20 protein-coding genes, 2 tRNA genes and 1 pseudogene are annotated in these 24385 nt (G+C 69.0%); 17 read left to right on the top strand and 6 right to left on the bottom strand.

The features are described from left to right. The first annotated feature begins 87 nt into the window (after nucleotides 1-87). From OG627_RS17570 to OG627_RS17555, 4 genes are all read left to right on the top strand, one after another. A complete protein-coding gene (locus tag OG627_RS17570) occupies nucleotides 88-693 on the top strand; it encodes a DUF3566 domain-containing protein (protein ID WP_329066157.1) in 606 nt (201 codons plus the stop codon). 58 nt (nucleotides 694-751) lie between these two features. Continuing rightward, a tRNA-Ile gene (locus tag OG627_RS17565) sits at nucleotides 752-825 on the top strand. Nucleotides 826-1071: 246 nt separating this feature from the next. Next, complete coding sequence (locus OG627_RS17560; protein ID WP_003958712.1) at nucleotides 1072-1206, top strand: DLW-39 family protein; 135 nt, start codon at nucleotides 1072-1074, stop codon at nucleotides 1204-1206. A gap of 301 nt (nucleotides 1207-1507) precedes the next feature. Then, nucleotides 1508-2956 (top strand): hypothetical protein, encoded by a 1449-nt coding sequence (locus tag OG627_RS17555; RefSeq protein ID WP_329066153.1) that lies wholly within the window; start codon nucleotides 1508-1510, stop codon nucleotides 2954-2956. Nucleotides 2957-3018: 62 nt separating this feature from the next. On the opposite strand, the gene OG627_RS17550 is transcribed toward OG627_RS17555, so the two are convergent. Beyond that, a complete protein-coding gene (locus OG627_RS17550) occupies nucleotides 3019-4431 on the bottom strand; it encodes a serine/threonine-protein kinase (RefSeq protein WP_329066151.1) in 1413 nt (470 codons plus the stop codon). A 242-nt stretch (nucleotides 4432-4673) separates the two neighbouring features. Next, complete coding sequence (locus OG627_RS17545) at nucleotides 4674-5222, bottom strand: helix-turn-helix domain-containing protein (RefSeq protein ID WP_329066149.1); 549 nt, start codon at nucleotides 5220-5222, stop codon at nucleotides 4674-4676. 183 nt (nucleotides 5223-5405) lie between these two features. On the opposite strand from OG627_RS17545, the gene OG627_RS17540 reads away from it, so the two are divergent. After that, nucleotides 5406-5478: transfer RNA gene (locus tag OG627_RS17540), tRNA-Ala, on the top strand. Nucleotides 5479-5655: 177 nt separating this feature from the next. Here OG627_RS17540 and OG627_RS17535 read toward each other — a convergent pair. Together OG627_RS17535 and OG627_RS17530 are read right to left on the bottom strand one after the other, a co-directional pair. Then, a complete protein-coding gene (locus tag OG627_RS17535; RefSeq protein ID WP_329066148.1) occupies nucleotides 5656-6201 on the bottom strand; it encodes a TetR/AcrR family transcriptional regulator in 546 nt (181 codons plus the stop codon). A gap of 152 nt (nucleotides 6202-6353) precedes the next feature. Continuing rightward, complete coding sequence (locus OG627_RS17530) at nucleotides 6354-7799, bottom strand: serine hydrolase domain-containing protein (RefSeq protein WP_329066146.1); 1446 nt, start codon at nucleotides 7797-7799, stop codon at nucleotides 6354-6356. 359 nt (nucleotides 7800-8158) lie between these two features. Between OG627_RS17530 and OG627_RS17525 the strand changes: the two genes are divergently transcribed. Continuing rightward, nucleotides 8159-9553, top strand: a complete 1395-nt coding sequence (locus OG627_RS17525; protein WP_329066144.1) for a sensor histidine kinase — start codon at nucleotides 8159-8161, stop codon at nucleotides 9551-9553. After that, the gene (locus tag OG627_RS17520) at nucleotides 9538-10182 is read left to right on the top strand and encodes a response regulator transcription factor (protein WP_329066142.1); all 645 of its coding nucleotides are present in this window, start codon (nucleotides 9538-9540) and stop codon (nucleotides 10180-10182) included. Before OG627_RS17525 ends, OG627_RS17520 begins: the two co-directional genes overlap by 16 nt. 161 nt (nucleotides 10183-10343) lie before the next feature. Here the strand turns inward: OG627_RS17520 and OG627_RS17515 are convergent. Beyond that, a pseudogene (locus tag OG627_RS17515) lies at nucleotides 10344-10930 on the bottom strand (SDR family NAD(P)-dependent oxidoreductase). Between the two features lie 281 nt (nucleotides 10931-11211). On the opposite strand from OG627_RS17515, the gene OG627_RS17510 reads away from it, so the two are divergent. The 9 genes from OG627_RS17510 (at nucleotide 11212) to OG627_RS17470 (ending at nucleotide 22036) form a co-directional block, all read left to right on the top strand. Then, the gene (locus tag OG627_RS17510; protein ID WP_329066140.1) at nucleotides 11212-11361 is read left to right on the top strand and encodes a hypothetical protein; all 150 of its coding nucleotides are present in this window, start codon (nucleotides 11212-11214) and stop codon (nucleotides 11359-11361) included. Between the two features lie 127 nt (nucleotides 11362-11488). Further along, nucleotides 11489-12388, top strand: coding sequence for an aKG-HExxH-type peptide beta-hydroxylase (locus OG627_RS17505; protein WP_329066138.1), 900 nt, complete (start codon nucleotides 11489-11491; stop codon nucleotides 12386-12388). A 33-nt stretch (nucleotides 12389-12421) separates the two neighbouring features. Then, a complete protein-coding gene (locus OG627_RS17500) occupies nucleotides 12422-13276 on the top strand; it encodes an aKG-HExxH-type peptide beta-hydroxylase (RefSeq protein ID WP_329066136.1) in 855 nt (284 codons plus the stop codon). Between the two features lie 29 nt (nucleotides 13277-13305). Next, entirely contained in the window at nucleotides 13306-14631 is a 1326-nt protein-coding gene (locus tag OG627_RS17495) for an MFS transporter (RefSeq protein WP_329066134.1), read from the top strand. Nucleotides 14632-14659: 28 nt separating this feature from the next. After that, nucleotides 14660-15988 carry a condensation domain-containing protein gene (locus OG627_RS17490; protein ID WP_329066132.1) on the top strand — a complete coding sequence of 443 codons (1329 nt, stop codon included), beginning with the start codon at nucleotides 14660-14662 and terminating at the stop codon, nucleotides 15986-15988. A gap of 21 nt (nucleotides 15989-16009) precedes the next feature. Continuing rightward, on the top strand, nucleotides 16010-16240 hold the full coding sequence (locus tag OG627_RS17485) for a hypothetical protein (protein ID WP_329066131.1): 231 nt from the start codon (nucleotides 16010-16012) through the stop codon (nucleotides 16238-16240). Further along, complete coding sequence (locus tag OG627_RS17480) at nucleotides 16237-19377, top strand: non-ribosomal peptide synthetase (RefSeq protein WP_329066129.1); 3141 nt, start codon at nucleotides 16237-16239, stop codon at nucleotides 19375-19377. Before OG627_RS17485 ends, OG627_RS17480 begins: the two co-directional genes overlap by 4 nt. A gap of 8 nt (nucleotides 19378-19385) precedes the next feature. After that, entirely contained in the window at nucleotides 19386-21179 is a 1794-nt protein-coding gene (locus tag OG627_RS17475; RefSeq protein ID WP_329066127.1) for an amino acid adenylation domain-containing protein, read from the top strand. Nucleotides 21180-21184: 5 nt separating this feature from the next. Further along, on the top strand, nucleotides 21185-22036 hold the full coding sequence (locus tag OG627_RS17470; RefSeq protein WP_329066125.1) for an alpha/beta fold hydrolase: 852 nt from the start codon (nucleotides 21185-21187) through the stop codon (nucleotides 22034-22036). Here the strand turns inward: OG627_RS17470 and OG627_RS17465 are convergent. Continuing rightward, nucleotides 22031-23011: a LuxR C-terminal-related transcriptional regulator gene (locus tag OG627_RS17465; RefSeq protein WP_329066123.1), complete on the bottom strand. Its 981-nt coding sequence runs from the start codon at nucleotides 23009-23011 to the stop codon at nucleotides 22031-22033. The two genes, OG627_RS17470 and OG627_RS17465, sit on opposite strands and share 6 nt — an antisense overlap. A 391-nt stretch (nucleotides 23012-23402) precedes the next feature. Between OG627_RS17465 and OG627_RS17460 the strand changes: the two genes are divergently transcribed. Further along, nucleotides 23403-24329 (top strand): LysR family transcriptional regulator, encoded by a 927-nt coding sequence (locus OG627_RS17460; protein WP_329066121.1) that lies wholly within the window; start codon nucleotides 23403-23405, stop codon nucleotides 24327-24329. Nucleotides 24330-24385 lie beyond the last annotated feature (56 nt).

The raw sequence follows: 24385 nt of genomic DNA, 5'->3' as shown, positions 1-24385 counted from the left end.
AGCGTGAGTGGAGCCACGGGCGCCGGATCGAACGCTTCCGCAGGGAACGGTGCCCGTGGCCCTGCCACGGACTCCCAGGGGGTAACGGTGACCGATACCCGGGGGCAGCAGCCCCCGTACGAGACATACGGCGCCGAGCAGCCGAAGCCGGTCGCTCAGCCGTACCACCCACCGCAGGCATACCCCACGCCCCAGGGCGGCGGGGGTACGCAGGGCGGACAGAAGCAGGGCCAACAGGGAGCCTCCGTGACAACTGCCGCTTCGGGTACCGCCGCGGCTGCCGCCGTACGAGTGCCGCGTACCGGCGCGCGAACCACCCCGCGTACGCGCAAGGCGCGGCTGCGGGTGTCGAAGGCCGATCCGTGGTCGGTGATGAAGGTCAGCTTCCTGCTCTCCATCGCGCTCGGCATCTGCACGGTCATCGCGGCGGCCGTGCTGTGGATGGTCATGGACGCGATGGGCGTCTTCTCGACCGTCGGCGGAACGATCAGCGAGGCAACGGGCTCCAACGAGAGCAACGGCTTCGATCTCCAGTCGTTCCTGTCGCTGCCGCGGGTGCTCGTCTTCACGTCGGTCATCGCGGTGATCGACGTCGTGCTGGCCACCGCGCTGGCCACGCTCGGAGCGTTCATCTACAACCTGTCGGCGGGCTTCGTGGGCGGTGTTGAGCTCACGCTCGCCGAGGACGAGTGAGGACCGGCTATCGATTTTGGGGCTGGCCCTGAAGTGCGCTAATCTTCAGGGGCAGCGCGGGGCTATAGCTCAGTTGGTTAGAGCGCATCCCTGATAAGGATGAGGCCACAGGTTCAAATCCTGTTAGCCCCACCGCGAGGAACGGCCCGTACGGAATGATCCGTACGGGCCGTTCGCATGAGGCGGTGCGTGCGGGGTGGTGAGTGTGGATGGTTCACCGCCGGGATGGTTCGGCCGCCAGGATTTTCGGATCGGCTTCTTTTTCCGGGCCTATGAAGTCGGTGGGCCGGGGCGCGGGCAGGTCACCGATCGGTATCGGTCGGTGTGTATAGTCGGGCGCCAGAAGTCCCCTACGTCAAGGAAAGACGAGGTCGCGCGGTGAAGAAGCTTCTCTTGGTCGCACTGGCCGCCATCGGCGGTCTCCTCGTGTACCGCCAGATCCAGGCGGACCGCGCCGAGCAGGATCTGTGGACGGAGGCGACCGACTCCGTGCCCGCAGGTTCGGGTGTGTGAGACGCAGCAGTCCGAATTGCGAGCCCCGGCCGCCGAGCGGCCGGGGCTTCGTGCTGTCCTGGGCGGGTTTCGTGGGGTTCCGGGCTGGTTTCGTGGTGCTCCGGGGTGGGCTTCGTGCTGTCCCGGGTGGGCGCGGCGTGATTGAATTCACTTAAGCGAACGTATTGATTGCTATGGCAAATGCGTGGGTGGGTGGGGGGTCGGGGGGCGATTCGGTTGGCTGGCGGACAACGGCGGGACGGCCGGGGCACGATGGACCGGCAGCGCGGAGCGGGACGGCCGAGAGGGCAAGGGGAAGCGCGTGAACAGGCGGGGCGGCAGGGGCCGGGCGAGGATGAGGGCGGCCGGGGCGTCGGCGATGTGCCTGGCGGCCGTCGTGTGCGGGCCGGCGGTGCTGCCGGGGCAGGCGTGGGCGGCCGACGGGCCGAGCGCGTACGCCTTCGAGCCGGGCGCCGAACGGATCACCGGGGCGACGACCACCAGCGGCGCGCGGCCGCTCGACGCGGGTGCCACGTACCGGGACTCGATCAAGCCGGGCGGCAAGCTCATCTACCGGCTCGACCTCGACGAGGCGAAGACGAGCACGTACGTCTCGGCGGTGGCCGTGCCCAAGCCGGACGCGGCGGTCGACTCCACGGACCGGATCAAGGTCTCGTTGCAGAACAGCGAGGGATACGACTGTAGTTCGAACGAGGCGAGGTTCGGCGTCGGGAACGAGTTCCCCCGCCCGCTGGCGGCCTACGCCTACCGGACGGCCGACAGGAGCGTGTACTCCTGCAAGGATCCGGGCCGGTACTACCTGGTCGTGGAGCGGCTCGGCGATTCGCCCGCCACGTCCGACCCCTGGGGCCTGGAGATCCGGCACGTCTCCGAGCCCGGACTGGCGAAGGCCGGTCCCACCAAGGCCCCGTCGGCCTGGCCGAGCGCCTCCCCGGCGCCGGCGCGGAGCGGCGGGACGGAGGAGCGTACGGGCGGCAGCAGCTTCTACGACGCCAAGGGACTGGTCGGGGGCGAGTGGACGACGGAGATCGAGCCGGGTGCGTCGCTCTTCTACCGGATCCCGGTGGACTGGGGACAGCAGGTCTTCGTCGGCGCGGATCTGAGCAGTTCGGAGCAGCCGGACGGGGAACGGGTGAACGGCGCGTTCGCCATGGCCCTCTACAACCCGGCGCGCGGGCTCGTCGGCAGCAGCAACTCGATCTCGTACGACGGCAAGCAGAAGACGGCCACCATCGCCCCGCTGCCGCCGGTGGCGTACGAGAACCGGTTCGGCTACAGCGGCGGTGACCGGGACATGCGGTTCGCGGGCTGGTACTACCTGCGGGTCAGCCTCAACCCGGAGGTCGGCACGGCGTTCGGCGAGAAGCCGCTGCCGCTGACCCTGCGGGTGAACGTCGAGGGCGAGCCGAAGGAGGGTCCGGCGTACGCGGGTCCCGCGGGCGACTTCAGCGTGAGCCCCGCCGACCGGGATCTGGCCGAGGGCGGGCAGAGCCGGGTGGACGAGGCGGACAGCGGCGCCACGATGAAGCTGGTCGCGGCGGCCGGGTTCGGCACGGGGACGGTGCTGCTGCTGGGCCTCGGGGCGTGGACGCTGATCGCGCGGCGGAACGCGGGACGGGGCGCGGCGGGCGGCGGGCCGGGGGACGGCTCGGGAGGCGTGCCGACGGCTGCGGCCGTACCGGCGCAGTCACAGGCGCTGCCGCAGCCGACGCAGTCGACGCAGCAGTACGGTCCGCCCACCAACTGGTAGGCGCGGTACGGGTGGTGGCCGGGCGGCTCACGTCCGGCGGGTTCCTGGCCGGACGGCTCGGCTCAGGTCTGGGTGAGCGCCCAGATGCCCACCGCGAAGCAGGCCAGCGCCAGCACCAGGATCGGGACCGCCACCTTGAGGGGCGGTCCCGGCCGCTTGTGGGGCGCGTGGTGGGTCGGTCGGGGCGTCTGGTGTGGCTGGTGGGCCTGCTGCGCCTGGTGCACCGGCTGAGGGGGCTGCTGTGCGTGCTGGGGCTGTGCTGGTGCGGGGAGCTGAGCGTTCTGCGCGGTGTACGCCCGGGTGAGCGCCGGATCGGGACGTACCGCCGCGGTCTGCGCCTGGGCCAGGGACACTTCGGTCGGCGTGGGGTGCGGGGGGAGGTCCGGCCGCTCCCGGCTCGGCGGAGGGGGGAGGTGGAAGCTGCCGGTCTCGGACATGGAGGGCTGGGGGGCCGATGTGCCGGAGGCCGCGGAGGCGCCGGAGGCTGCCGAGGTCCCGAAGGTCGCGGAGGTCGCGGAGGTCCCGGAGGTCGCGGAGGTCGCGGAGGCTTCCGGCGGGGCGGTGGGCGCGGGCAGGGCTGGTGTTGCGGGCGCCTTGAGCGGGCCTGTGGGGCCGAAGCCGGCCGGGAGCGGGCCGATCTGGTCGAAGACCTCGACCGGCTCGTCGTCCGCCGTCGGCTCGGGGAGCAGCTCCACGGCGGTGGTCAGCGCCTTGCGCGCGCCGGTGGCCGTACGGAACCGGGCGTGCGGATCGGGCTGGAGCAGCCCCGCCAGGACCTGCCACAGCGGCTCGGGGATGCCCTGGGGCGCTCCTGGGGTGCCGTGCGCGGTGAAGTACTCCACCAGCGCCTGGGAGTCCGGCTTCTGGCCCTGGAGGAGGTACAGCGCGACCAGGCCGACGGCGAAGAGGTCGGAGGGGAAGTCGGGCTCGGCGCCCATCAACTGCTCGGGCGCGAAGTAACCGGGCGTCCCCACCACGTAGTTGGTCTCGGTGAGGCGCGGCTCGCCCTTGCGCATGGAGATGCCGAAGTCGGAGAGGCGCAGGTGCGGCCGTGCCGTGCCGGTCGCCTCCATGAGGATGTTGGCCGGTTTGATGTCGCGGTGCACCACGCCTTCGGCGTGCACGGCGGCCAGCCCGGCGAGCAGCTGGTCGAGCAGGGTGCAGACGAAGCGGGGCGGCAGCGGCCCGTAGTCGCCGATGACATGGGCCAGTGACCCGCCGCTGACCAGATCCATGGTGAACAGGACCTTGTCGTCGTCCGCCGCCCAGCTGGCCGGGGCGAGCACGTGCGGGTGGTCGATCCTGAGCGCCTGTTCGCGGACGAATCTCAGCAGCGTGTGCGCGTCGCTCTGCTGGAGGACCTTCGCCGCGACGTAGCGCCGCCGCCGCTGGTCCCAGGCGCGCCATACGGCACCGACCCCCCCACGCCCGATCGGGTCGATCAGCTCGTACCGTCCCGCGAAGATCTCACCCATTGCGCCGCGCCCGCTCCCCGTCGTCCCAGTCGTGTCATCCGCCGGCCCGCCGCGCGCCGGCCCGGCTGCCCGCTGCTCGCCAGTGCCCCTCCCGGCAAGCTTTGCCCCGTCGCGCGGCCCAGCACGCACGCTCGTCGCGTTGGCCAAAAGCCCTGGTAGCTCCGCTACAAGGACTTCCGGCCGCCTTGCGATCGCACGCACCGGACGGCGCTCCTTCGGGGCAAACATTGCCGGTCGCGGCACTAGCTCTGATGTGCCTCGTAGTGCGCGACCGCTTCGGCGGTACGCCCGGCGCCGTACACCCGGAGGAACTCTGCCAGTTCCGGCTGGGTCGGGGCGAGGGCGTCCGCCGCGTCTATGATGTCGCCGGCCGCGGCGACCGACCGCAGGAGCGACTGGATCTCGCGGACCACCCGGCGCACGGTGGGGGCGCCCGTGCTGTTCGTCGTCTGGCTGGTGGCGGTGAGGACGGAGCCGCCCTGCGACTTCTTGATCTCCTCCATCCGGTCCGTGGCCTCCCCCGCGCTGACGCTGCCGTCGGCGACCTGCCCGGCCAGATCCTGGAGCGCCTGGACGCGCTGGACGACCGCGGGATTGCCGATCTTCGCGCGCTGGCCGCTCATCAGCTGCGAGAGCATCGGGGCGGACAGCCCGAGCACCGAGGCCAGCCGGGCCTGGTTGAGCCCCAGGTCATCGATGAGGCGCCGGAACAGCGCTCCCAGAGGCTCTCCGTACCAGCTTCGCTGAAGCTCTCTGGCTCTGGCTGTCGATTCCTGCTGTGCGGCGTCCATGCGCGTCTCCCCATCGCTTCCCCTGCGGCAGCTTCGCTGCTGCGAACCTCGTGGGGCATCTTACGGAGAGTGGTCGCGCACGGGGAGCCCCAATCCTTTTACGGGATACCGGTCCGCACCCGGTACTCTTGTCCCCGGTGATGGGCGAACCGGTCTCTGGTGGTCGGCGTACCCACCCGTCGCGGGGCCTTAGCTCAGTTGGTAGAGCGCTGTCTTTGCATGGCAGATGTCAGGGGTTCGACTCCCCTAGGCTCCACTTGTGAAAACCCCTCTGACCTGCGGAAACGTGAGTCGGAGGGGTTTTTTGTCCCGACTCTCCGTGCCGACATGACGGCGCGTTCGTGCCGGCCCGTGCCACTGGAAGCCTCATTTTCCGGGGCCGGGCAGGGCTCTGGCCCCAGTCGTCCGTGGTCCTGAGTCGGTGCGTCCTGCGTCAGTTCGAGAGCAGTACGTCGGCCGCCGTGTGCAGGTTCGTCGCGGCCACTCCGTCTCGCAGCTGCGTGGAGATGCCCAGGAGAAAGCCGTGGACCGTGGATGTCATCCCGCCGATATCGGCGTCGGCATCGAGTTCACCGGAGGTGACCGCCGCTTCCACGCAGCTCCTGATGCGCATGCGGTCGGCTTCCCGGCGGGCCAGGACGGCTGCGCGCGCGCCGGCGTGATCCTCCCCCGGCGCCCGCATGGTGCCGGACAGGGCGATGAGGCAGCCGTCAGGGTGTGAGGGGTCCGCCTGCATGTCGATCGAGCGGTGCGGCAGGCCGGCGATGGCCTCGCGGGGGCCGACCGTCTCGTCGGCGCCGAAGTCGGTGGCGAGGTCGGTGACGCTGCCGGGGCCCTTCACGTAGTGCTCGACGACCTGCTGGAAAAGGCCCTCCTTCGACCCGAAGGCGGCGTACAGGCTCGCGGAGGACAGCGGGCACACGGCCTGGATCCTCGACACCGGCGACGGGCGTCGGATCGTGGCCTTCGGCGACGCCATGCACTCATCACCCGTCCAGGCCCAGGCCCCCGGCTCACGCGTCAGCAGCACCTACGACGTCAGCACCTGAACCTCAGCACCTACGGCCTCAGCACCTACGACCCGCGAGGAGAGCCGCGATGAGCTTCGGCCGGCGTGGGTGCGGTGGGGGCTCAGGAGCCGGTCGGCGTGGACTCGGGCTTGGTGGGGATCGGCTTGTCGAGCATGGCGCACACCGCGGCGTTCACCAGGGCCTGCTGGGCGGCGCGGGGCTTCGGCGAGGCCAGACCGAAGATCGTGTTGGTGAGGACCGAGACCGTGCGGCGGCCGACGGCGTCGGTGTAGTTCTCGCTGGAGTAGCCGGGGACCTCGCCGTTGTGGCCCCAGACGGTGCCACAGGGAGTGACCACCTTCTCCAGACCGAGCCCGTACCGGCGGTTCGGGAACTCGGACTCCTCGGCGCGGGTGGTGCGCATCTCCTTGAGCAGGGCGGGCGGCAGCAGCTTGCCGGACATCAGCGCGGTGTCGAAGCGGGCCCAGTCCTGCGCGGTGGAGACCATGCCGCCGGCGGCCCACGTCGTGCTGGCGTTGATCCAGGTGGTGTCGACGTATCCCGCGGACCGGGCCGGGCCGGCGAACGCGGTCCCGGCGGGCATGCCCGGGGGGAGCAGCGGGACGATGTGGTCGGCGTCCGGTTCGTAGCCGTGGGCGAGTGCGGGACTCTCCGGGGCGTCGGTGTCGGTGTCGGCGCCGTTGCCGGTGACCAGATAGGTGTTCTTCAGGTGGAGCGGACCGGCGATCCGCTGCTGGACCAGGTCGTCCAGGGCGTCTCCGGTCACCTTCTCGGCGATCAGGCCGAGCGCGATGTAGTTGGTGTTGCTGTAGGAGTAGTCCGTGCCGGGTGCGAACATCGGGTCGTGCCGGACGCCGGCGCCGATCAGCTCCTGTGGCGTCCATGCCCTGTTGTCCTGGCCGGTGAACGCCTTGAGCACCTCGGGGTCGAAGGTGTAGTTGAACAGGCCGCTGGTGTGGTTGAGCAGCATGCGTACGGTGATCGCGTCCCCGTTGGGGATCAGGCCGGGCAGCCACTCGTCCACCGGGTCGCTCAGCTTGAGCCGGTCCTCGGCGACCAGTTGCAGGACCACGGTGGCCACCATCGTCTTGGTGTTGGAGCCCATCCGGAACTCGTCGCTCGCGGCGAGCGTACGGTCGGCCTTGGTCCAGGGCGCCTGCCGGGTGATCTCGATCGGCTTTCCGTTGCCGTCGTCGACCCGGACGATCGTTCCCGGGGCTCCGGCGTCCACGACCTGCTGGGCCAGCGCGGCCAGTTGGTCCCGCTGGTCCTGCCTGTCCCGCCCGTCCTGCCCGTCCTGCCGGTCCTGCCCGTCCCGCCGGTCCTGCCCGTCCCGCCGGTCCTTCCCGTCCTGTTGGGACGCGGCCGAGCCGGTGGCCGCGGCCTTCGCGGAGACGGTCGGCTGCTCGGCCGCCGCCGAGTCGCAGGCGGTGAGGGTGCCGGTAAGAGCCACGGCCGCGAGAAGCGCCAGGCCCGTCTGGCGGCGGTGGCGCGAGGACAGGCGCGGAGACGGGGACAGTCGCGGGGACGACGTGTTACCGGACATGAGGGGGTCCTCCTGAATGAGAGGGCGTCGGTCTGGGGCGTCCGACGCCGGCACATGGACGCAGGCCGGCGGTCGGCGGCGGTGCTTCCCGGCGGTACCTTCCTGCCCTTCCAGCCTCTCTGCGCCGGGGCGGCGGAACACGGGGGATGAGCCCCCAGGGGGGTGGAGAAAACCCCACTGTGCGGACCCCGGCCACCCGGTCATGATCGAGGTCCGGCCGGTGGGCACGGACCACGTGGACCACAAGGACCACACCGGCCACACCGGCCACACCGGTCACACCAGCCACGCGGACCACACGGACCGGTGGCGGCCGGCAGGCCGGCTGCCCCGGCACCGATGCACGATGATGGAGCGTGATGACCGATTCCCGCGCGACTCGCCTGCCCGGCGACGGACTGCCCTCGGGAACACGCCCGGTGCCCGGCGGCCCTGTCCCGCACTCCGGTCCCGCGCCGCGCTCCGGGTTGGCCCTGCGGGTGAGCCTGCTGGGCTGGTCGCTGGTGCTGCTGCTGGGCGCGGCCCTGGGCGCCGCCCTGGCCACGCTCTGGATCACCTCGTTGTCGCTCGTCGCGCTCGGGGCCGGAATCCCGCTCACGCTGCTCGCGACCGTACTGGTCCGATGGTTCGCCGACCTGCACCGCCGCTGGGCCGCCGACCGGCTCGGCGAACCGGTGGCCCGGTCCTACCTGCCGCCCCCGGACGCCGGATGGCCGGTGCGGCTGTGGGCGAGACCGTGGGCGCGGCTGTGGGCAAGGCTGTGGACGATCCTGCGCGACCCGGCGAGCTGGCGGGACTGGGCCTGGCTGGTGGCCAACTCGATCACCGGGTGGTGCACGTACGGACTGTCGCTCCTCCTCTTCCTCTGCGGCATCGTCTACTCGATCTATCCGCTCCTCTACCGGCTGACCCCGCCCGAGGTGTTCGGCACCCCCCTGGGCAACGGCTTCCGCCTGCACAGCGTCCAGGAGTCGTTCGCGCTGGTCCCGCTCGGCCCGGTGTTCCTCCTGCTCTGGTACGTCACCGCCGTGCGGCTGGCGAACCTCAACGCCCTGGTGATCCGCTCCCTGCTCGGCCCGACCGAGCAGGCGCGACTGCGGTCCCGCGTGCGGCAGCTGGCGGACTCGCGGGCCGAGACCGTCGACACCCAGGCCGGTGAGCTGCGTCGGATCGAACGGGATCTGCACGACGGCGCGCAGGCCCGTCTGGTGTCGCTGGGCATGAGCCTGGGCCTGGCCGAGCAAATGCTGCCCACCGATCCGCAGGCCGTCCAGCGGATGCTGACCGAGGCCCGGGAGGCGACCACCGAAGCCCTGGCCGAACTGCGCGACCTGATACGCGGTATCCATCCGCCGGTCCTGGCGGACCGTGGCCTGGACGGCGCGCTGAGGGCCCTGGCCCTGGTCAACCCCGTTCCCACCACGGTGGTGACCCACCTGCCCGGACGGCTGCCCGCGCCGGTCGAGTCCGCCGCCTACTTCGCCGTCGCCGAGGCACTGTCGAACGCCATCAAGCACGCCCGGTCCCAGCACATCCGGATCGAGGTGGAGTTCACACCCCATCCGGGCGGCGATTCGGGGGAGTTGACGATGCGGGTGTGCGACGACGGCCGCGGGGGCGCCGCCATCGACGCCGGTACCGGCCTGCGCGGCGTCGCCCGCCGCCTGGCCGCCTTCGACGGCACCCTGACCGTCGACAGCCCGCCCGGCGGCCCCACCGAGATAAGGATGTCGTTGCCGTGCGCATCGTCGTAGCCGAGGATCTCGCCCTGCTCCGCGAGGGCCTGATCAGGATCTTCCAGACCAACGGCTTCGAGGTCGTGGAGGCCGTCGACAACGGCCCCTCGCTGATGCGGGCGCTGACGACCCACCGGCCCGACGTCGCCATCGTCGACGTACGCCTGCCGCCGACCTTCACCGACGAGGGCCTGCGCGCCGCGATCGACGCGCGCCGGCAGATCCCCGGCCTGCCTGTCGTGGTGCTCTCGCAGTACGTCGAGCAGCTCTACGCACGGGAGTTGATGTCGGACCGCGCCGGGGCGGTGGGCTATCTGCTGAAGGACCGGGTCATGGCCGTCGAGCAGTTCGTCGCCAACGTCCGGCAGGTCGCGGCGGGCAGCACGATCATGGACCCCGACGTGGTCGCCGCCCTTCTGACCCACCGCTCGGCAGACCCTCACCTGCTGGCGCTGAGCCCCCGTGAGCACGAGGTCCTCTCGCTGATGGCCCAGGGCCGCTCCAATGCCGCGATCGCCGCCCGGATGTTCGTCACCGAGAAGACCGTCAGCAAACACAGCTACAACATCTTCACCCGACTCGGACTGGAACCGTCCGAGGACGACAACCGCCGCATCCTGGCCGTCCTCGCGTACCTGGAAGGCTGAGCCGCCACCGTCGCCACTGCCGTCCGCCATCCGCCACTGCCGTCCGCCACCGGAGCCCGCTAGCGCCGATCCGGACCCGGACGAGGGTGGTGCTCCGGGAGACGACCTGGCCGAGCAGCGCGGAGGTCGGGGACCTGTTGGTCACCGTTCGTGTGCGGGGGTTATCCGGAGATGGTGCTGAGGTCGGCGCCGGTCAGGTCACAGCTTGCGTCCCACAGCCGTGTCGCGACGGAGTGGTCGGCCAGGTGGTTCCACAGCGCTTCGCGTCGGGGCTCGCCGCGCAGGCCGAAGACGCGCGGTCCCCACAGCTGGCCTCCACGGCCTCCGGCGCGGCCGACAGCAGTGGCATCAGCCAGTGGGTCAGGACGAAGTGTCCAAGGTGGTTCGTGCCGAACATGAGCTCGTGACCGTCCCCGGTCTCCCCGCGCGGCGGGTCGTCAAGGGCGACGCCGGCGTTGTGGACCACCGCGTCAAGGCGCTCCACCTCCAGTGAATCCACCGTTGCTTCGAGCGAGGAGAGGTCGGCGAGGTCCAGCCGTAGGGCCCGCACCCGTGCACCGGGGACACGCGCACGGATCGAGGCCGTGGCGGCCTCGGCCCTGGTGGGACTCCGGCTGCCGAGTACGACGGTGGCTCCGGTTGCCGACAACTGCTCGGCGGCGAAGTACCCGATGCCGCCGGTGACGAGGAAGACGCGGCCATCGGCAGCCGGCAGGCGTTGGACATTCCAGGGTGGGGCTGAGGACATGGCGGCGGGGCTCCCTTGCTGTTGAAGACCGACGCTTCTCCGCGTCGGCCTTGATGGCGAGTGACGCCTCTCGCCTGATCCTCGTGTTGTGGGCGCAATCGTCAGGTCGGAGCGAGATCCGAGGTGACCGGTTGTTTGCGCAGGTCAGTGGTTCCTATATCAATAATTTCTATTCGTGGAAAATCGATGTGACCTGGGTCACATCGATTTCTATTTGATGCCGGTACTGTCCTTCGTGTCGGGCGAAAGGGTTCGCTCGAAAACCAAAAGGAGAAACCATCATGGGTTCCATCCGTCTGGACGAGATCGTTGCCGGCGTTGTTGGTCAGGTTTCTACTGAGGATGTTGCCGCGGCTGCCCAGGTCTCCGCGAACCTCGAAGAGGACAAGATGACCTTCGGTCCGGTCAACATGTTCGCGCTCGACAAGTAAGAACAGGGCATCGAATGATGAGGCCTGGCCGGAGACGAATAACAGGCCGGTCAGGCCTCATCGGCACTCGGGAATGTGAAACAAATTTCACGGATTACGTAATTCTACGATCACCAGGGCGGGTGCGATGATTTCCCTGAAAGGCCCCCAGAGCGTTGTTGAGACCCTCTACGTGGTCTCCAGCGCGCACGCGGTGAAGACGAATCGGACGGCGGCGACCGGCGGCGACGCGCTCGCCTCGCTCCGCGCCTCGTACCACCTGATGATCAGCGACATGCAGCCGGTGCTGCGCGACGTTCTGCCGTGCGCGACGGTCCTGCCGGTCGCCGTCGGCGCGGGCGAGTCGCACACCGGCCTGGTCAAGGCGTTCATCGGCTCGGTCGCCGGCGAGGACTCCGTCGACTACGACATCTTCGCGCGGCTTCAGGAGCATTCGGAGGAGGAGCTGCGGCTCAAGCGCCTGCCGGTCGAGGCCGCACTGGCCGAGGCGGAGCGGAGCTGGCCCGAATTCCGGAGCCTGTACGAGCTGCTCGTACCGGTTCTGCTCTACGCACCGGACGGCGGACTGGCAGGCGGCACCGCGAGCACTGTACTCGGCGTGCTGTGGCTGGACCCCAAGGAGCACTGGAACACGGTTGACATCCAGGAGTTCCTGCTCCACGAGTTCATTCACCACACCCTGTTCCTGGAGGAGCGCCGCTTCGGCTTCTACAAGAACATGGGGCTGCTGGTCGAGGATCGCTATCTGACGCGCTCGGCCATTCGCCAGGACCGCCGCCCGCTCGACAAGGTCCTGCACAGCATCGTCGTCGGTACCGAAGTGCTGCTCGCGCGGCACGAGAAGCGCATCCCGCATCGCGAGGGCGTCGAGCTGAGCCTGCATCCGGAGAGCGGTGAACTGCTTCAGGGAGTGCTGACGAGCCTGGACGAGGTGTTCGCGCTGCCCCTCACCGAACTGTTGCGGCCGCGCCCTATCGAGATCCTCGAACTCTGCCGTGAGCGTCTCGCGGCGATCCCCGCATCCTGACCCCCGCATCTCTGGCACGCAAGGAGGCCGCACATGTATCACCTCGAAGGAAGTCCTGAGATCCTCAGAAATGCTGCGGTGCTCAGCCACCCTTATCTGGAAGATCCAGATTCGGTTTCGGCGGGAGCTCTAAGAATCGCCTATCTATGTTTCCTTCGGTCGCTGGCCGGGTCAGGTGATTATGCGGATTACCTTGACGTGCGTATTAAGCAGCGCGATGCCGATGCTGATTTCGAGATGCTGTTCACGGACGGAAGTCTGGAGACGAATATTCTCGGATCGATATTCGGAAATCCGGACGTGGGGGGGCCTGTCGAATTTTCCCCGGCTGCCGCGTGGCAGCTGGAAAAATGTCGGGCCGGCGGTGATTTCATTGCTGAAAAAGATGCTCGGCTCGCCGGGATTATCTCGCTCCTGACACACACGGTGTTCACGGTGGAGACCTCGTGGAAGGGGTCGATGTCGGATCGGAATGCGATCGGTGCCACGCTGATTATCCCGGGTGAGAACTGGCACGAGAATGACATCGCCGAGGCATTCATCCACGAGTTCACGCACACCGCCCTCTTCATGGACGAGCGTGCCAAGGGGCACTTCCGGGCCGGCGCCGACGAAGTGCTGCTGCACTCGGCCATCCGCAAGGATGAGCGCACCCTGCCCGCCGTCGTGCACAGCTTGCTGGTGGCCACCGAAGTGTTGTCGTGGCGCAAGGCACACGGTCTCTGGGAGGGCATCCCATTCCGGTTGCACGGCAGTTCGCAGGCGATGCTGGAGAAGGCCGGGGATTCCTACCGGACGCTGGTCTCCCTCCCGAACTGGAACGGAATCGTCAAGGAGCGCATGTTCCGGCTCGTGGACGCGGCCGGCAAGCAGCTCGAGATGTTCTGACCAGAAACGTTCCGATCGAAGGAAGTGACATGGGGGGGTCCTCGAAAGCGGAGTCCGGTCGAGGCGGCCGCCGCAATGGCCTGGCCATCCTGGTCTTCACCGCCGTGACCAATCTTGCCGACGGAGCCCTCAAGGTGACCCTTCCGCTGCTGGGGGCTGGCCTGACATCCTCGCCCCTGGCGGTCGGCACGCTGTCGGCGATGCTGATGCTGCCCACGCTGCTGCTGTCTCTGCACATCGGCGTCCTGGTCGACCGGTACGACCGGCGGGCGCTGCTTTGGCTGTCCAACGCTGTCCGTGTCGGCTCCCTCGGCGTTCTGCTCACCTGCGCGCTCACCGGGGCACTCAGCCTTCCCCTGCTCTGCGCCCTCGGGTTTGCCCTCGGTATCGCGGACGTGGTCGCGGCCACCGCGGTCAGTGCTCTGATTCCCAGCGTCATTCCGAAATCGGGCTGGGAGAAGACGAACGCGTGGGTGGCCGGAATCGAGACCGTGGCCCAGGAGTTCTGCGGCCCGGTTGTCGGCGGTCTGCTCGTCGCGGCCGGCGCGAGCGCCGCCGTCGGCGCGAGCGGGGCAGCGTACGTTCTGGCAGCGCTCACTCTGGTGCTGCTCGCAGGGGGTGCCGGGAAACCGCCCCGGAGCGGGACGGTCCAGAAGGATGTGACGCGGCAGATCGTCGAGGGCGTCACCTTCCTGTGGCAGCAGAGAATGCTGCGCCTGACGTCCCTCGCCCTCACGGTGCTGTGCGCCTGCTGGGGCGCCTGGCTGGCGCTCATGCCGCTCGTCGCCACCCGGGACCTGGGTCTCGGCCCCGAGGAGTACGGGGTGCTGCTCAGCGCCCTCGGAGTCGGCGGGCTGGTCGGAGCGGCGGCCGTGTCGTGGCTCAACCGGCTGTTCGACCGTCGCTGGGTCATGTTCGCCGATTTGGTCGGCACCTTCGCGATGATGGCCGTACCGCTCCTCACCGCGAACAAGTGGTTCATCGGCGCGGCCGCGTTCGCTGGCGGTGTCGGCGGAGTGCTGTGGTCTGTCAACGCTCGCACCATCAGTCAGCACCTTGTTCCGGACGAGATGCGCGGTCGGTACAGCGCCACGGCCCGGGTGTTCACCTTCGGGGCGATCCCCATCGGTGCCGCTCTGGCCGGTGTCCTCGGTGAATTCTTCGGGCCGCGCGTGGCACTCGGCCTGTTCACCGCGCCTGTCCTGCTGCTCGTCGTGCCTTTCCTGCGCACGCTGACCCCGGCCGAACTGGCGGAGGTCTTTCGGGACGAGGGCACGAAGGCCGAAGAAGCCGAGGACGGCACTGCCGGATCCCAGGACGGGCCGGCACCCGAGACCGCCGTCCGCTCCCACTGACCCAACCCACGGACCCAGGGGGTCGGCAATGAACACACACAGCGCGCTCGTGTCGTACGAGCAGTTGCTGATGCTTCGACGCATGGCCCAGTCCCCGCACCCCTCGGCGTACATCACGGCCGTGCGCATCGCACTGACCGGAGCCCTGAACCCCGAGGCACTGCACCGCTCCCTCGACGTCCTTGCCGTGCGCCATCACGCCTTACGTACCCGCTTCGTCGCCGCGCCGGACGGCGGATGGAGTCAGGCCGTCGACGCGCCCCGGCCGGTGCGGTACGCGGAGCACGACTTCACCGCCCTCGCACCCGACGGGCGCGAGGCGGGAATACGGACGCTGGTCGAAGACTTCACCGAGCGGCCTTTCGACATCGCCGAGGGGCATCTGCTGCGCACCGCGCTCGTCCGCACCGGCCAGGACCGGTGGGAGCTGTTGCTTGCTTACCACCATCTGATCGTGGACGGCTGGGCGCTGCGGATCCTGCTGGAGGATCTGTCCGCGCTGTACGTGGCCGAGGCGGGCGGGCCCGCTCCGGCGACGGTGCGGTCGCAGCCCGCCGATCACGCCCGCGCGCAGCGGGAGGACGTGGATGGCGAGCAGCGGGTGTCGGCTCTGCGGCACTGGCTGGACCTGCTGGGCGATCGCTCTCAACTACTCGATCTGCCTGCTGACTTTCCGAGGCCCGCAGGTTTCATCGGACGCGGCGAGGCCCACGTCTTCGCCCTGGGGCGGGAGCCTCACGATGGGGTGCGGCGGCTGGCCGGGCAGTGCGGGGTGACGCCGTTCGTGGTGCTGGCTTCGGCCGTGGCCGTCCTCATGTCCCGGCTGACCGGGCGGGGCGACATCGTGCTGTCGGTGCCGTTCTTCAACCGCACCGCCGAGTACGAGCGGGTTGTCACCTGTATGGCCGGCCCGCTGCTGCTGGTGTGCGAGGTGAGGCCGGGGGACTCCTTCACCGATCTGGTGGAGCGTACTGGCGACCGCTTTTTCACGGCCCTTGAACACAGTGGTGTTCCGTTCACGGACCTGCTGGACGCACTGGTCGCCGAACGAGGCTGGACGAGTCAGGATCCGCCCACGGTGGCGGTGGCCATGCAGAACTTCGGTCTGGACGACGCGTTGACCCTGCCCGGGGTGAGCGCCGCGACGCATTTCGAATCGCTGCGGGTCGCCTATACGGACCTGGTGCTCAACCTGACCGATACCGGTGAGGGTGTCGACGGCGTGGCCGTGTACCGCAGCGAGCTGCTGCGCGCCGAGACCGTCGCCGACTGGACCCGGGAGCTGACCGCGCTTGTGGCGGACCTGGTGACCGAGCCCGGCGTCCCGTTCACCGTAGAGCCCTTCGTCCGCGGCTGAGGCAGAGACATGGAGAGTGCAATGAACGCAACCGCAGGGCTGGACGAGGTCATCGCGGCCTACGCGTCGGGGGAGTTCGACGACGCCACGCCGCTTGCCGAGGTCGGTGTGGCTTCCTTGGCCGTCCTTCGCATCGTCATCGATGTATTCCCCGACCCCTCGTACGAGTTGAACACCGAGGAGCTCGCGGCGGTCTCCACCGTCGGAGATTTGAAGCGGTGGTTGTGCGCGCTCCCCGGAGTGCGGGCATGACGCTCTCCAGCGCCCTGGCGCTCCCCCTGTCCGAATCCCAGCAAGGGCTGCTCGTCATCGATCGGCTGATTCCCGTCGGGCATCTCTACAACGGCGTCTTCGAGCTGGAGCTGACGCCTGGGCATTCTCCCGAGCGAGTACGGGAGACGCTGGCGGCGGTGGTCGCCGTGCAGCCCGCGTTGCGCCAGGTTTTCCGGGTCCTGCCCCAGCCACACGGTGTGCTGGCGGAGCCCCCTTCCGCGGCGGAACTGCCGTACGAGGATGTCCCGGACACCTCCTCCCAGGCGCTGCGGGATGCGGTGGCCCGGATGGGCGCCCACACCTGGGACGTCGAGCAGGGGCCGCTGTACCGCTTCGTGTATCTGCATTCCCCTGAGCGAGCGGTACTTCTGATGGTCGTGCACCATCTCGTTTTCGACGCTGTGTCCGTTCACCCGTTCGTACGCGATCTGGAGGCGTCCCTCGCAGGTCTCCTGGAGGAAGCCGGGCGGGCGGAGTCGAGGGCACGGCGGGAGGCGGACCTGATCCGCGAGGCCGCCGCGCATGCCCGGCTGGCCGGCGAAGCGGCGACGGCTGAACTGGCGCGTGTGTGGGCCCGGGAGCTGGCGGAGCGCCCTGCGACGGTCCTCAATCCCCGGCCGCGGCGGGCCGTGGAGACTTCCTTCACCGGTGCGCGCGTCGAGTGGGAGCTGGACGAGAGGGAGTCGGCGGCCGTAGCGCAGGTGTGCCGGCGGCTGGGCGTGAGCGCGTACGAGTTCTTCCTCGCCGTGTACGGAGCGGTGGTCGCCAGGCACGCCGCGACTTCGTCCGTGGTGATCGGCAGCCCCATGATGTCCCGCCGCACGGTCGGCTCCTTCGATCTGTGCGGGTTCTTCGTCAATACGCTGCCCGTGGCGTTCGATGTGGACTGGACTCGGTCCTTCTCCTCGTACACGCGGGAGGCGGTACGGTCCGCAGTGGGCGTCGCCCGCTCCCGGATCCGGGTCGCGTTCAACCAGATCGTCGAGCATGTCCGGCCGGACCGCTCCGGCAACCGCAACCCCGTGTTCTCCTGCATGCTGGCCATGCAGGACGACATCACCCCCGCGCCGGGCGGGGCGGTCACCTCGGTACGTGAGCACGGCAACGGAACCGCGAAGTTCGACCTGTGGCTCGGTGTGACCCCGGTCGGCGGGCGGTGGCGGCTGGAGTTGGAACACGACACCGAGCTACTGCCGGAGCCGGTCGCCCGAGCCCTTGTCGACTCGCTGCGCACGGCGCTTGCGCGCGCCGGCGCCGATCCGGACCGGGCACTCGCGGATCTTTTCCTGGACGCCTCGCTCGCCGAGTCCCGCAAGGACGACGGCCGCCGGGTGAGTCGGACGGCGCCGACACTCACCGGTTGGGTGCGGCGCACGGCCCTGGAGCGCCCGGACGCGGTTGCCTTGTCCTGGCCCGGTGGCGAGCTCACCTACCGGGAGCTGGAATGCCGCACGGCACAGGCTGTGCGCACGCTCCGCGGCCGCGGTGTCGAGCCCGGGGATGTCGTCGGGGTGGGCGCCGGCGGGTTCGTCGACACGATTGTGGCCATTCTCGGAGTGCTGGGCGCGGGTGCCGCGTATCTGCCCTTTGATACCGGACTGCCCGAGGAACGCATCCGGTACATGCTGGAACAGGCGGATTGCTCTCTGGTGATCGGCGGGTCCGCGGCCGGGCGCGGGGTGCGGAACGTGGAGGCGTCGGAGCTCGCACGTGGCGCGGATGCCGAGCCGGGTGTCCTGCCGGCGGCCGATCCGGACCGGCCGGTGTACGTGATGTTCTCTTCCGGCTCGACCGGGCGGCCCAAGGGCATCGAGATGACCGAGGGGGCGCTGCTGAACCTGGTGTCGTGGCAGATCGACGCGTTCGGCATGAACGGTCGCACCCGTTTTCTGCAGTACGCACCGCTGGGCTTCGACGTGTCGTTCCAGGAGCTGCTGCCCACGCTCGCCGCAGGCGGCACCGTGATCTCCCGGGAGCCCGCCGACCGGCGGGACTTCCCGGCCCTCGTGGAGCGGCTGCGGGAGAGCGGGGTCACGCATGTCTATCTGCCGGTGGCCGCGCTGCGGCCGTTCGTCCAGGCCGCGCAGAGCGCGGACGCCGTGCTGGCGGAGCTGCGCAAGGTGTGCGTGTCGGGTGAGCAGCTGCTGGTGGACGACGAGATCCGTGCGTTCTTCCGGTCCCGCCCGCAGCTGGAGCTGATCAATCTGTACGGGCCCACGGAGACGCACGCGGTCACCACTCACCGGCTCGCGGGCGGCGACGCGCGTTGGCCCACTCACGTGGCGATCGGTATCCCGCTGAGTGGGGTGCGGGCCTACGTCGTCGATGTGACAGGGCATCTCGCACCGGCCGGGGTGCAGGGTGAGTTGTGCCTGGGAGGCGCCTGCCCCGCCCGCGGGTATCGCAACGCTCCCGAGCTCACCGCACGCTCCTTCCGTAAAGACCCTTACGCCGAGGGCGACGGGCGGATGTATCGCACCGGCGACCAAGTGCTGCGGGACGAGCACGGGCTGCTGCAGTTCCTCGGCCGGACCGATGAGCAGGTCAAGATTCGCGGGTACCGGGTGGAGCTCGGCGAGATCGAGGCGGTGGCGCACGGCACCGGCGAGGTCGGGCGGGCCGTGGCCGCGGTCCGGGAGGGCGGAGCCGGCCGCGAGCTCGTGCTGTTCACCCTGTCCGAGGGAGTGGACGATCAGTCCCGGCTGCGTGAGCTGCTGATGGGACGGCTGCCGGACTATATGGTTCCACGCTGGATTCTGCCTGTCGACGCGATCCCGGTGACCGCGAACGGCAAGGTCGACCGGGCCGCGCTGCTGCGGGGCGCCGAAACGGCCATCGCGGACCGGCTGGCCGCCGCGGAACGCGTACGGGTGTGCAACGCGGATTCGCTTGAGGAGGAACTCGCTTCACTGTGGAGCGAGTTGCTGGCCTCGCCCGCGCTCGACCGTGAGGTGTCCTTGCTGGACAACGGGGCCCATTCGCTGATGATTCTCACGGCTCTGTCGCGGGTGCGCCAGCGCTACGGGGTCGAGATATCCCTGCGAAAGTTCTTCCATACGCCCACCATCGCCGCACTCGCCGACGCGGTGCGTGGCGGCCTCCCGGCCGAGAGGTGAGACGACAGATGTCCCGTGACACCCTGCACCGGGCCTTCGAGGCCACGGCTCGCCGCCACCCTGGCCGGATCGCGGTCAGCGCGGCGGACGCGACCCTCACTTACGCCGAACTCGACGCGCGCGCCGAACGGGTGGCGGAGGTCTTGAGGGTCCGAGGTGTCGGTCCTGGCACGCTCGTCGGATTGTGCGCGGACCGCAACAGCGCACTGGTGACCGGACTGATCGGCATCCTCAAGGCGGGTGCGGCCTATGTACCGCTGGACCCTGCCTATCCGCCCTCCCGGATCCGGCTGTTGCTCGCGGACACCGGGGCGACGGTGGTGGTGGCGACCAGTGAGACAGCCTCCGTGGTCGAGGGGCCGGAGCGTGAGGTGCTGCTGGTCGACCGGATCGACTCCATCGGGGCCGGGACTGATATCGACCTGGAACGGGACGCGGCCGCGGACGATGTCGCGTATGTCATTCACACCTCCGGTTCCACCGGGACCCCCAAGGGTGTCTTGGTGGAACACCGCCAGGTGCTCCGGCTGTTCGAGGTCTGCGATGAGCTGTTCCGGTTCGGGCCGAATGACGTGTGGACGCTGTTCCACTCCGTGAGCTTCGACTTCTCGGTGTGGGAGCTGTGGGGTGCGCTGCTGCACGGCGGACGCCTGGTCGTCGTACCGCTGGAGACAGCACGATCCCCCGAGCTGTTGCTCGACCTGCTGCACAGGGAACGGGTCACCGTGCTCAATCAGACACCGTCCGCGTTCCGCGGGCTGATCGCCGCCGACGCGGCACGCCCGGAGAAGCTCGGGCCCGTGCTTCGGACCATCGTCTTCGGAGGAGAACGGCTGGATTCGGGCATGCTGCGGGGGTGGATCGAGCGGTACGGGGACGCGGCACCCGAGCTGATCAACATGTACGGAATCACCGAAACCACCGTGCATGTCACCCATCGTCGCATTCGCGTGGCCGACCTGGCCGCACCGACGGTCAGTCCGATCGGAGTCCCGCTCGCCGATCTGCGGATCCGGCTGCTGAACGAGGATGGCCGGCCGGTGCCTGACGGGGTGCCCGGGGAGATTCACGTCGGCGGAGCGGGGCTTGCTCGCGGCTATCTGAACCGTCCGGAGTTGACCGCCGAGCGCTTCCTTGTCGTGGGCGGCGAGCGTTGGTACCGCTCCGGGGACCGTGCGGTACGGGGTCCGGACGGTGAACTCCACCATGTCGGTCGGTCCGACGATCAGGTGAAGGTACGCGGCTACCGCATCGAACCCGGCGAGGTCGAGGCATGCTTGGCGGCCGCTTCCGGCATCGCCTCTGTCGTCGTGGTCCCGCGCGATCACGGCGAAGGCGATGTGCGGCTGACCGCGTACGTCCTGCCGACACTCGCCCGGTCCGATCCAAGTCTGGCCGGACGTCTGGACCGGCTGGCCCGGGCCGCGCTCCCCGCCCACATGCGGCCTTCCGCCTACCGGACGGTTTCCGAACTGCCGCTGACCCCGCAGGGAAAGACGGACCGTGGGCGGCTTGAGGAGTTCGTCGTCGAGGATCCCGCGGCCGACTCCGAGCCGGACGCGTCGGAGAAGTCGGGGGAACTGGAGACCGCCGTGGACCGGATCGTGCGTGAGGTCCTCGAATGCCCTGCCGTCGGCGTGGACGCCGATCTGACCGGCTTCGGGGCGACCTCACTGTCTTTGGTACGGGTGGTGATGCGGATGCGCCTGGAGCTGGGCGTCGAGGTGACGCTGACCGAACTGGGCGAGCGGGTGAGCGTACGGCGGCTCGCGGAGTGCGCCGGCGACGTGGTGAGGGGCTGAGTGGCATGCGGACGGGACCGGCTGCGGAGCGGACTGTGGTGCGGGGGGCCGACGGTGTCCCCCTGCTGGTGTACGCGGCTGGGGAGCGGCACCGGCCCGTGGTGGTGATCGCCACCGCATGCGGCATGCCGGTAGAGCTGACCGATCCGTGGATCCGGGCCCTCGCGGCTGATTCCTTCGTCGTCACCTGGGAGACCCGGGGAATTTTTGCGGAGAGCGCGCTCTCGCCGACGGAATTCGATGCGCTCGGACACGACGTAGCCGCCCAGGCAGGTGATCTGTGCGCCGTGCTCGACCACTTCAAGGTGGAGCGGGCGCACGCCATGGGCTTCTGCGGAGGAGCGGTGATCGCACTGCGGGCCGCGGCGGACCAGCCGGGCCGGTTGTCCTCGCTGAGTCTGTGGAACGGTGACTTCGCACTGCCCGGACATGCCACGACCGACCATCAGCGCAATCTGAAGGCCGTGATGGAGATGGCTGCCCGGGACCGTACGACGGCGGCGGAACTTCTCGCGCTTCTCCGGCAGCTGGTTGCCGGACAGGTCCCGCCGGAGCTGGCGGATCTGGTGCTGTACCCGTACGCGGATGCCGAACGCTTCCACCGCTACTGCCGGCTCAACGGTGCGATCATGGCCGCCGATCTGGCGGCGTTGCTGCCGGGTATCGATGTCCCCGCGCTGGTGGTCACCGCGGTGACTGACACGACGACGCACCCGGACGGGTCCCGGGGGGCGGCGCGGCTGCTGTCCGGCAGTGAACTGTGCGAGGCAGGACAAGGAAGCCATCTCGCGGTGTTCGAGGCCACGCGGGCTCACCGCGCGCTGCTGGAATCCTTCCGCGCGCGCCATACTTCATGAGGTCCGCGCGGAATCCAGCCCGAAAAGATAACCGGCGTGCATCCGGCTTTTCGCGCCGATCTCTTTCATGATTTCGGAGATATGGCGTCTACAGGTCCGCACGGACATTCCCAGGTCCCGGGCTATTGCCTCATCGGTGGCACCGTCGAGAAGCATGCGTGTGATGACGGCCTGATGTTTCTCGGTGACTGCTCGCGCCTTTTCTCGGCTGGTTTCCACGGAAAATGGCTCGGCGTCGATCCACATGTGCTCGAACGAGGAGACGGCGAACTGTACGACGCTGGGATCACGGATGATGACGGCGGCCATGGGATCGTCCTGATGCGAAATGACAGCACAGGACCTGTCGAAGGCGATCAGCCGGATCAGCGGAGACGCTGAGGTGCGTACCTGGGCTCCCTGATCGGCCACCCGCTCGACGTACGCGATCGTCGACTGACTGAAGAGCGCGGTTTTCTGATAGAGCGTCCGCATCTGTACGCCTCGCTGCAGCATGGCCTCGTCGCGCACGATCGCCTCCTCGAGTACGGCGGTCGCGCGACCGCCGCCGGGCTGGCAGGTCAGTACTTCCAGCGTGCAGTGCGCCGCCAGCTCTCCGAGGGTGCTGCGGACGCCTTCCAGTGAGGACAGCGTTTCCACCGATTCCAGCCGGCTGTTGTGCAGGGAGCTGTTGGCGTAGAGCGCGAGCAGGGTGTCCATGGTCTGGCGTAGCTGGGCGACCTGCTGTTGATGCTGGGCGAGACCCCGGTGCAGGGGTGCCAGTAGCTGGGCCGACGCGCTCAATGGGTGGACAGCGGACAACCTTCCGGGCTGGCCGGCCGCGGGCTGCAGCAGGTTCATGGCGACGAGTTCCCGGCAGGTCTTCTCCGCTGTCGCCACCGGAAGATCGAACTCGGTGGCCAACTCCGCGGGATCCACGGAGAGCCTGGCTATCGCGAACTCGTAGACACGGCTGCTCGTCGCTGAAAGCTCCATATCCCCACCTTTTGGAGTTAGTGCCCGATATTCACCGTACTGTCCAGTGGTCACGTTGTGGACTTGCAGGCTCATGATCCCACGTGGGTCTGGTCCGGGTGGGGTCGGCGGCGACATTCTGGCAGAGCCGCCGGGGACGGATTCCACGGAAGGCAAATGGCTGGCGACAGCCCTGGACGAGAACTGATTGGGATGTGAAATGAATCGCTTCCGCATGGTGTTCTGCGTACTCTCTTCCCTGTGTGTGGCCGCGTCCGGATTTTCTCTGGCCGTTGAGTCCTCGTCCGCCTCTCAGGCAGCCGTCGCCGCAGGCAAGCAGTCGGTTGCGAACGGCGGGAGCGATACGGGGTGGGGCGTTGCACCGCAGAACTCGTCGATGGCGTTCTGACGGATGAACACAAAGCAACTCGATGCATTTCTGGCGGTCGCCGAACTGTCGAGTTTCACCAAGGCCGCCCATAGCCTGGGAGTTTCCCAGCCCACTGTGACCGCCCGGATCAAATCTCTGGAACTGTCTTTTGGGATTTCTCTTCTGCACCGTAGTGCGGGAGGGACGCGGCTCACTCCCGCCGGCCGTCGGCTCCACCGTTACGCGAGCCGGATCGTGCGGCTCAGCGAATTCGCCCAGCGGGCGGTGTGTGATGCGGCGGAACGTCCACCGACCTTCGTGGTCGGGGCGGCGGAATGCCTCACCGCGTACAGGCTGGTGCCACTCATCGAGCACATGCATCTGCGACACCCCGGCGTCGAACTGTCCATCCACTCCCTGCAGGACGATCCCGTCACGCTGGTCCGCGACGAGGCCGTCGACTGTGCCTTCTACATCGGCGCTCGCGCCGCCTCGCCCGCGGACATCGGCCACCAGCTGCTGTACCCCGAACCCCTTACCCTGGTCGCTGCTCCCTTCCATCCACTTGCCGCTGCCCGGACCGTGTCCACCCGCGAACTGACCGGCCACACGGTGGCCTGCGTACAGCGTGGCAGCAGTTACCAGAGCGGTTTCGAGCAGGCATTCGCCGGCATCGGCTCAGGCGCTCCCGGCATTCTCAGCCTCGGCTCCATAGAGGCGGTCAAGCGAGGTGTCGCCGAGGGCATCGGCATAGCGCTGCTGCCCGAGATCACCGTCACCGACGAACTGCGCGGCGGAACGCTGCGCCGCATCGACTGGCAGCCGCCCTTCGAAGTGTTCGCCCAGTGCGTCTGGCGCCGCGATCTCTCCGACAGCGCGATCTTCCGCGCCGTATTCGACGCCGCACTCCAGCTGACCGCCGAGCAGGCCGAGGCACACGAGGCCCGCCAGCTCCAGACTGCCTGCTGACATTTCCGACGGAGTATGCCTCGTGAATTTCCTGGCCGTATTCGATGTCGGCCTGC

Source organism: Streptomyces sp. NBC_01429, from assembly GCF_036231945.1.
Taxonomy (GTDB): Bacteria; Actinomycetota; Actinomycetes; order Streptomycetales; family Streptomycetaceae; genus Streptomyces.
The sequence above is the reverse complement of the archived record's forward strand: the minus strand, read 5'-3'. Positions and strand labels throughout refer to the sequence as shown.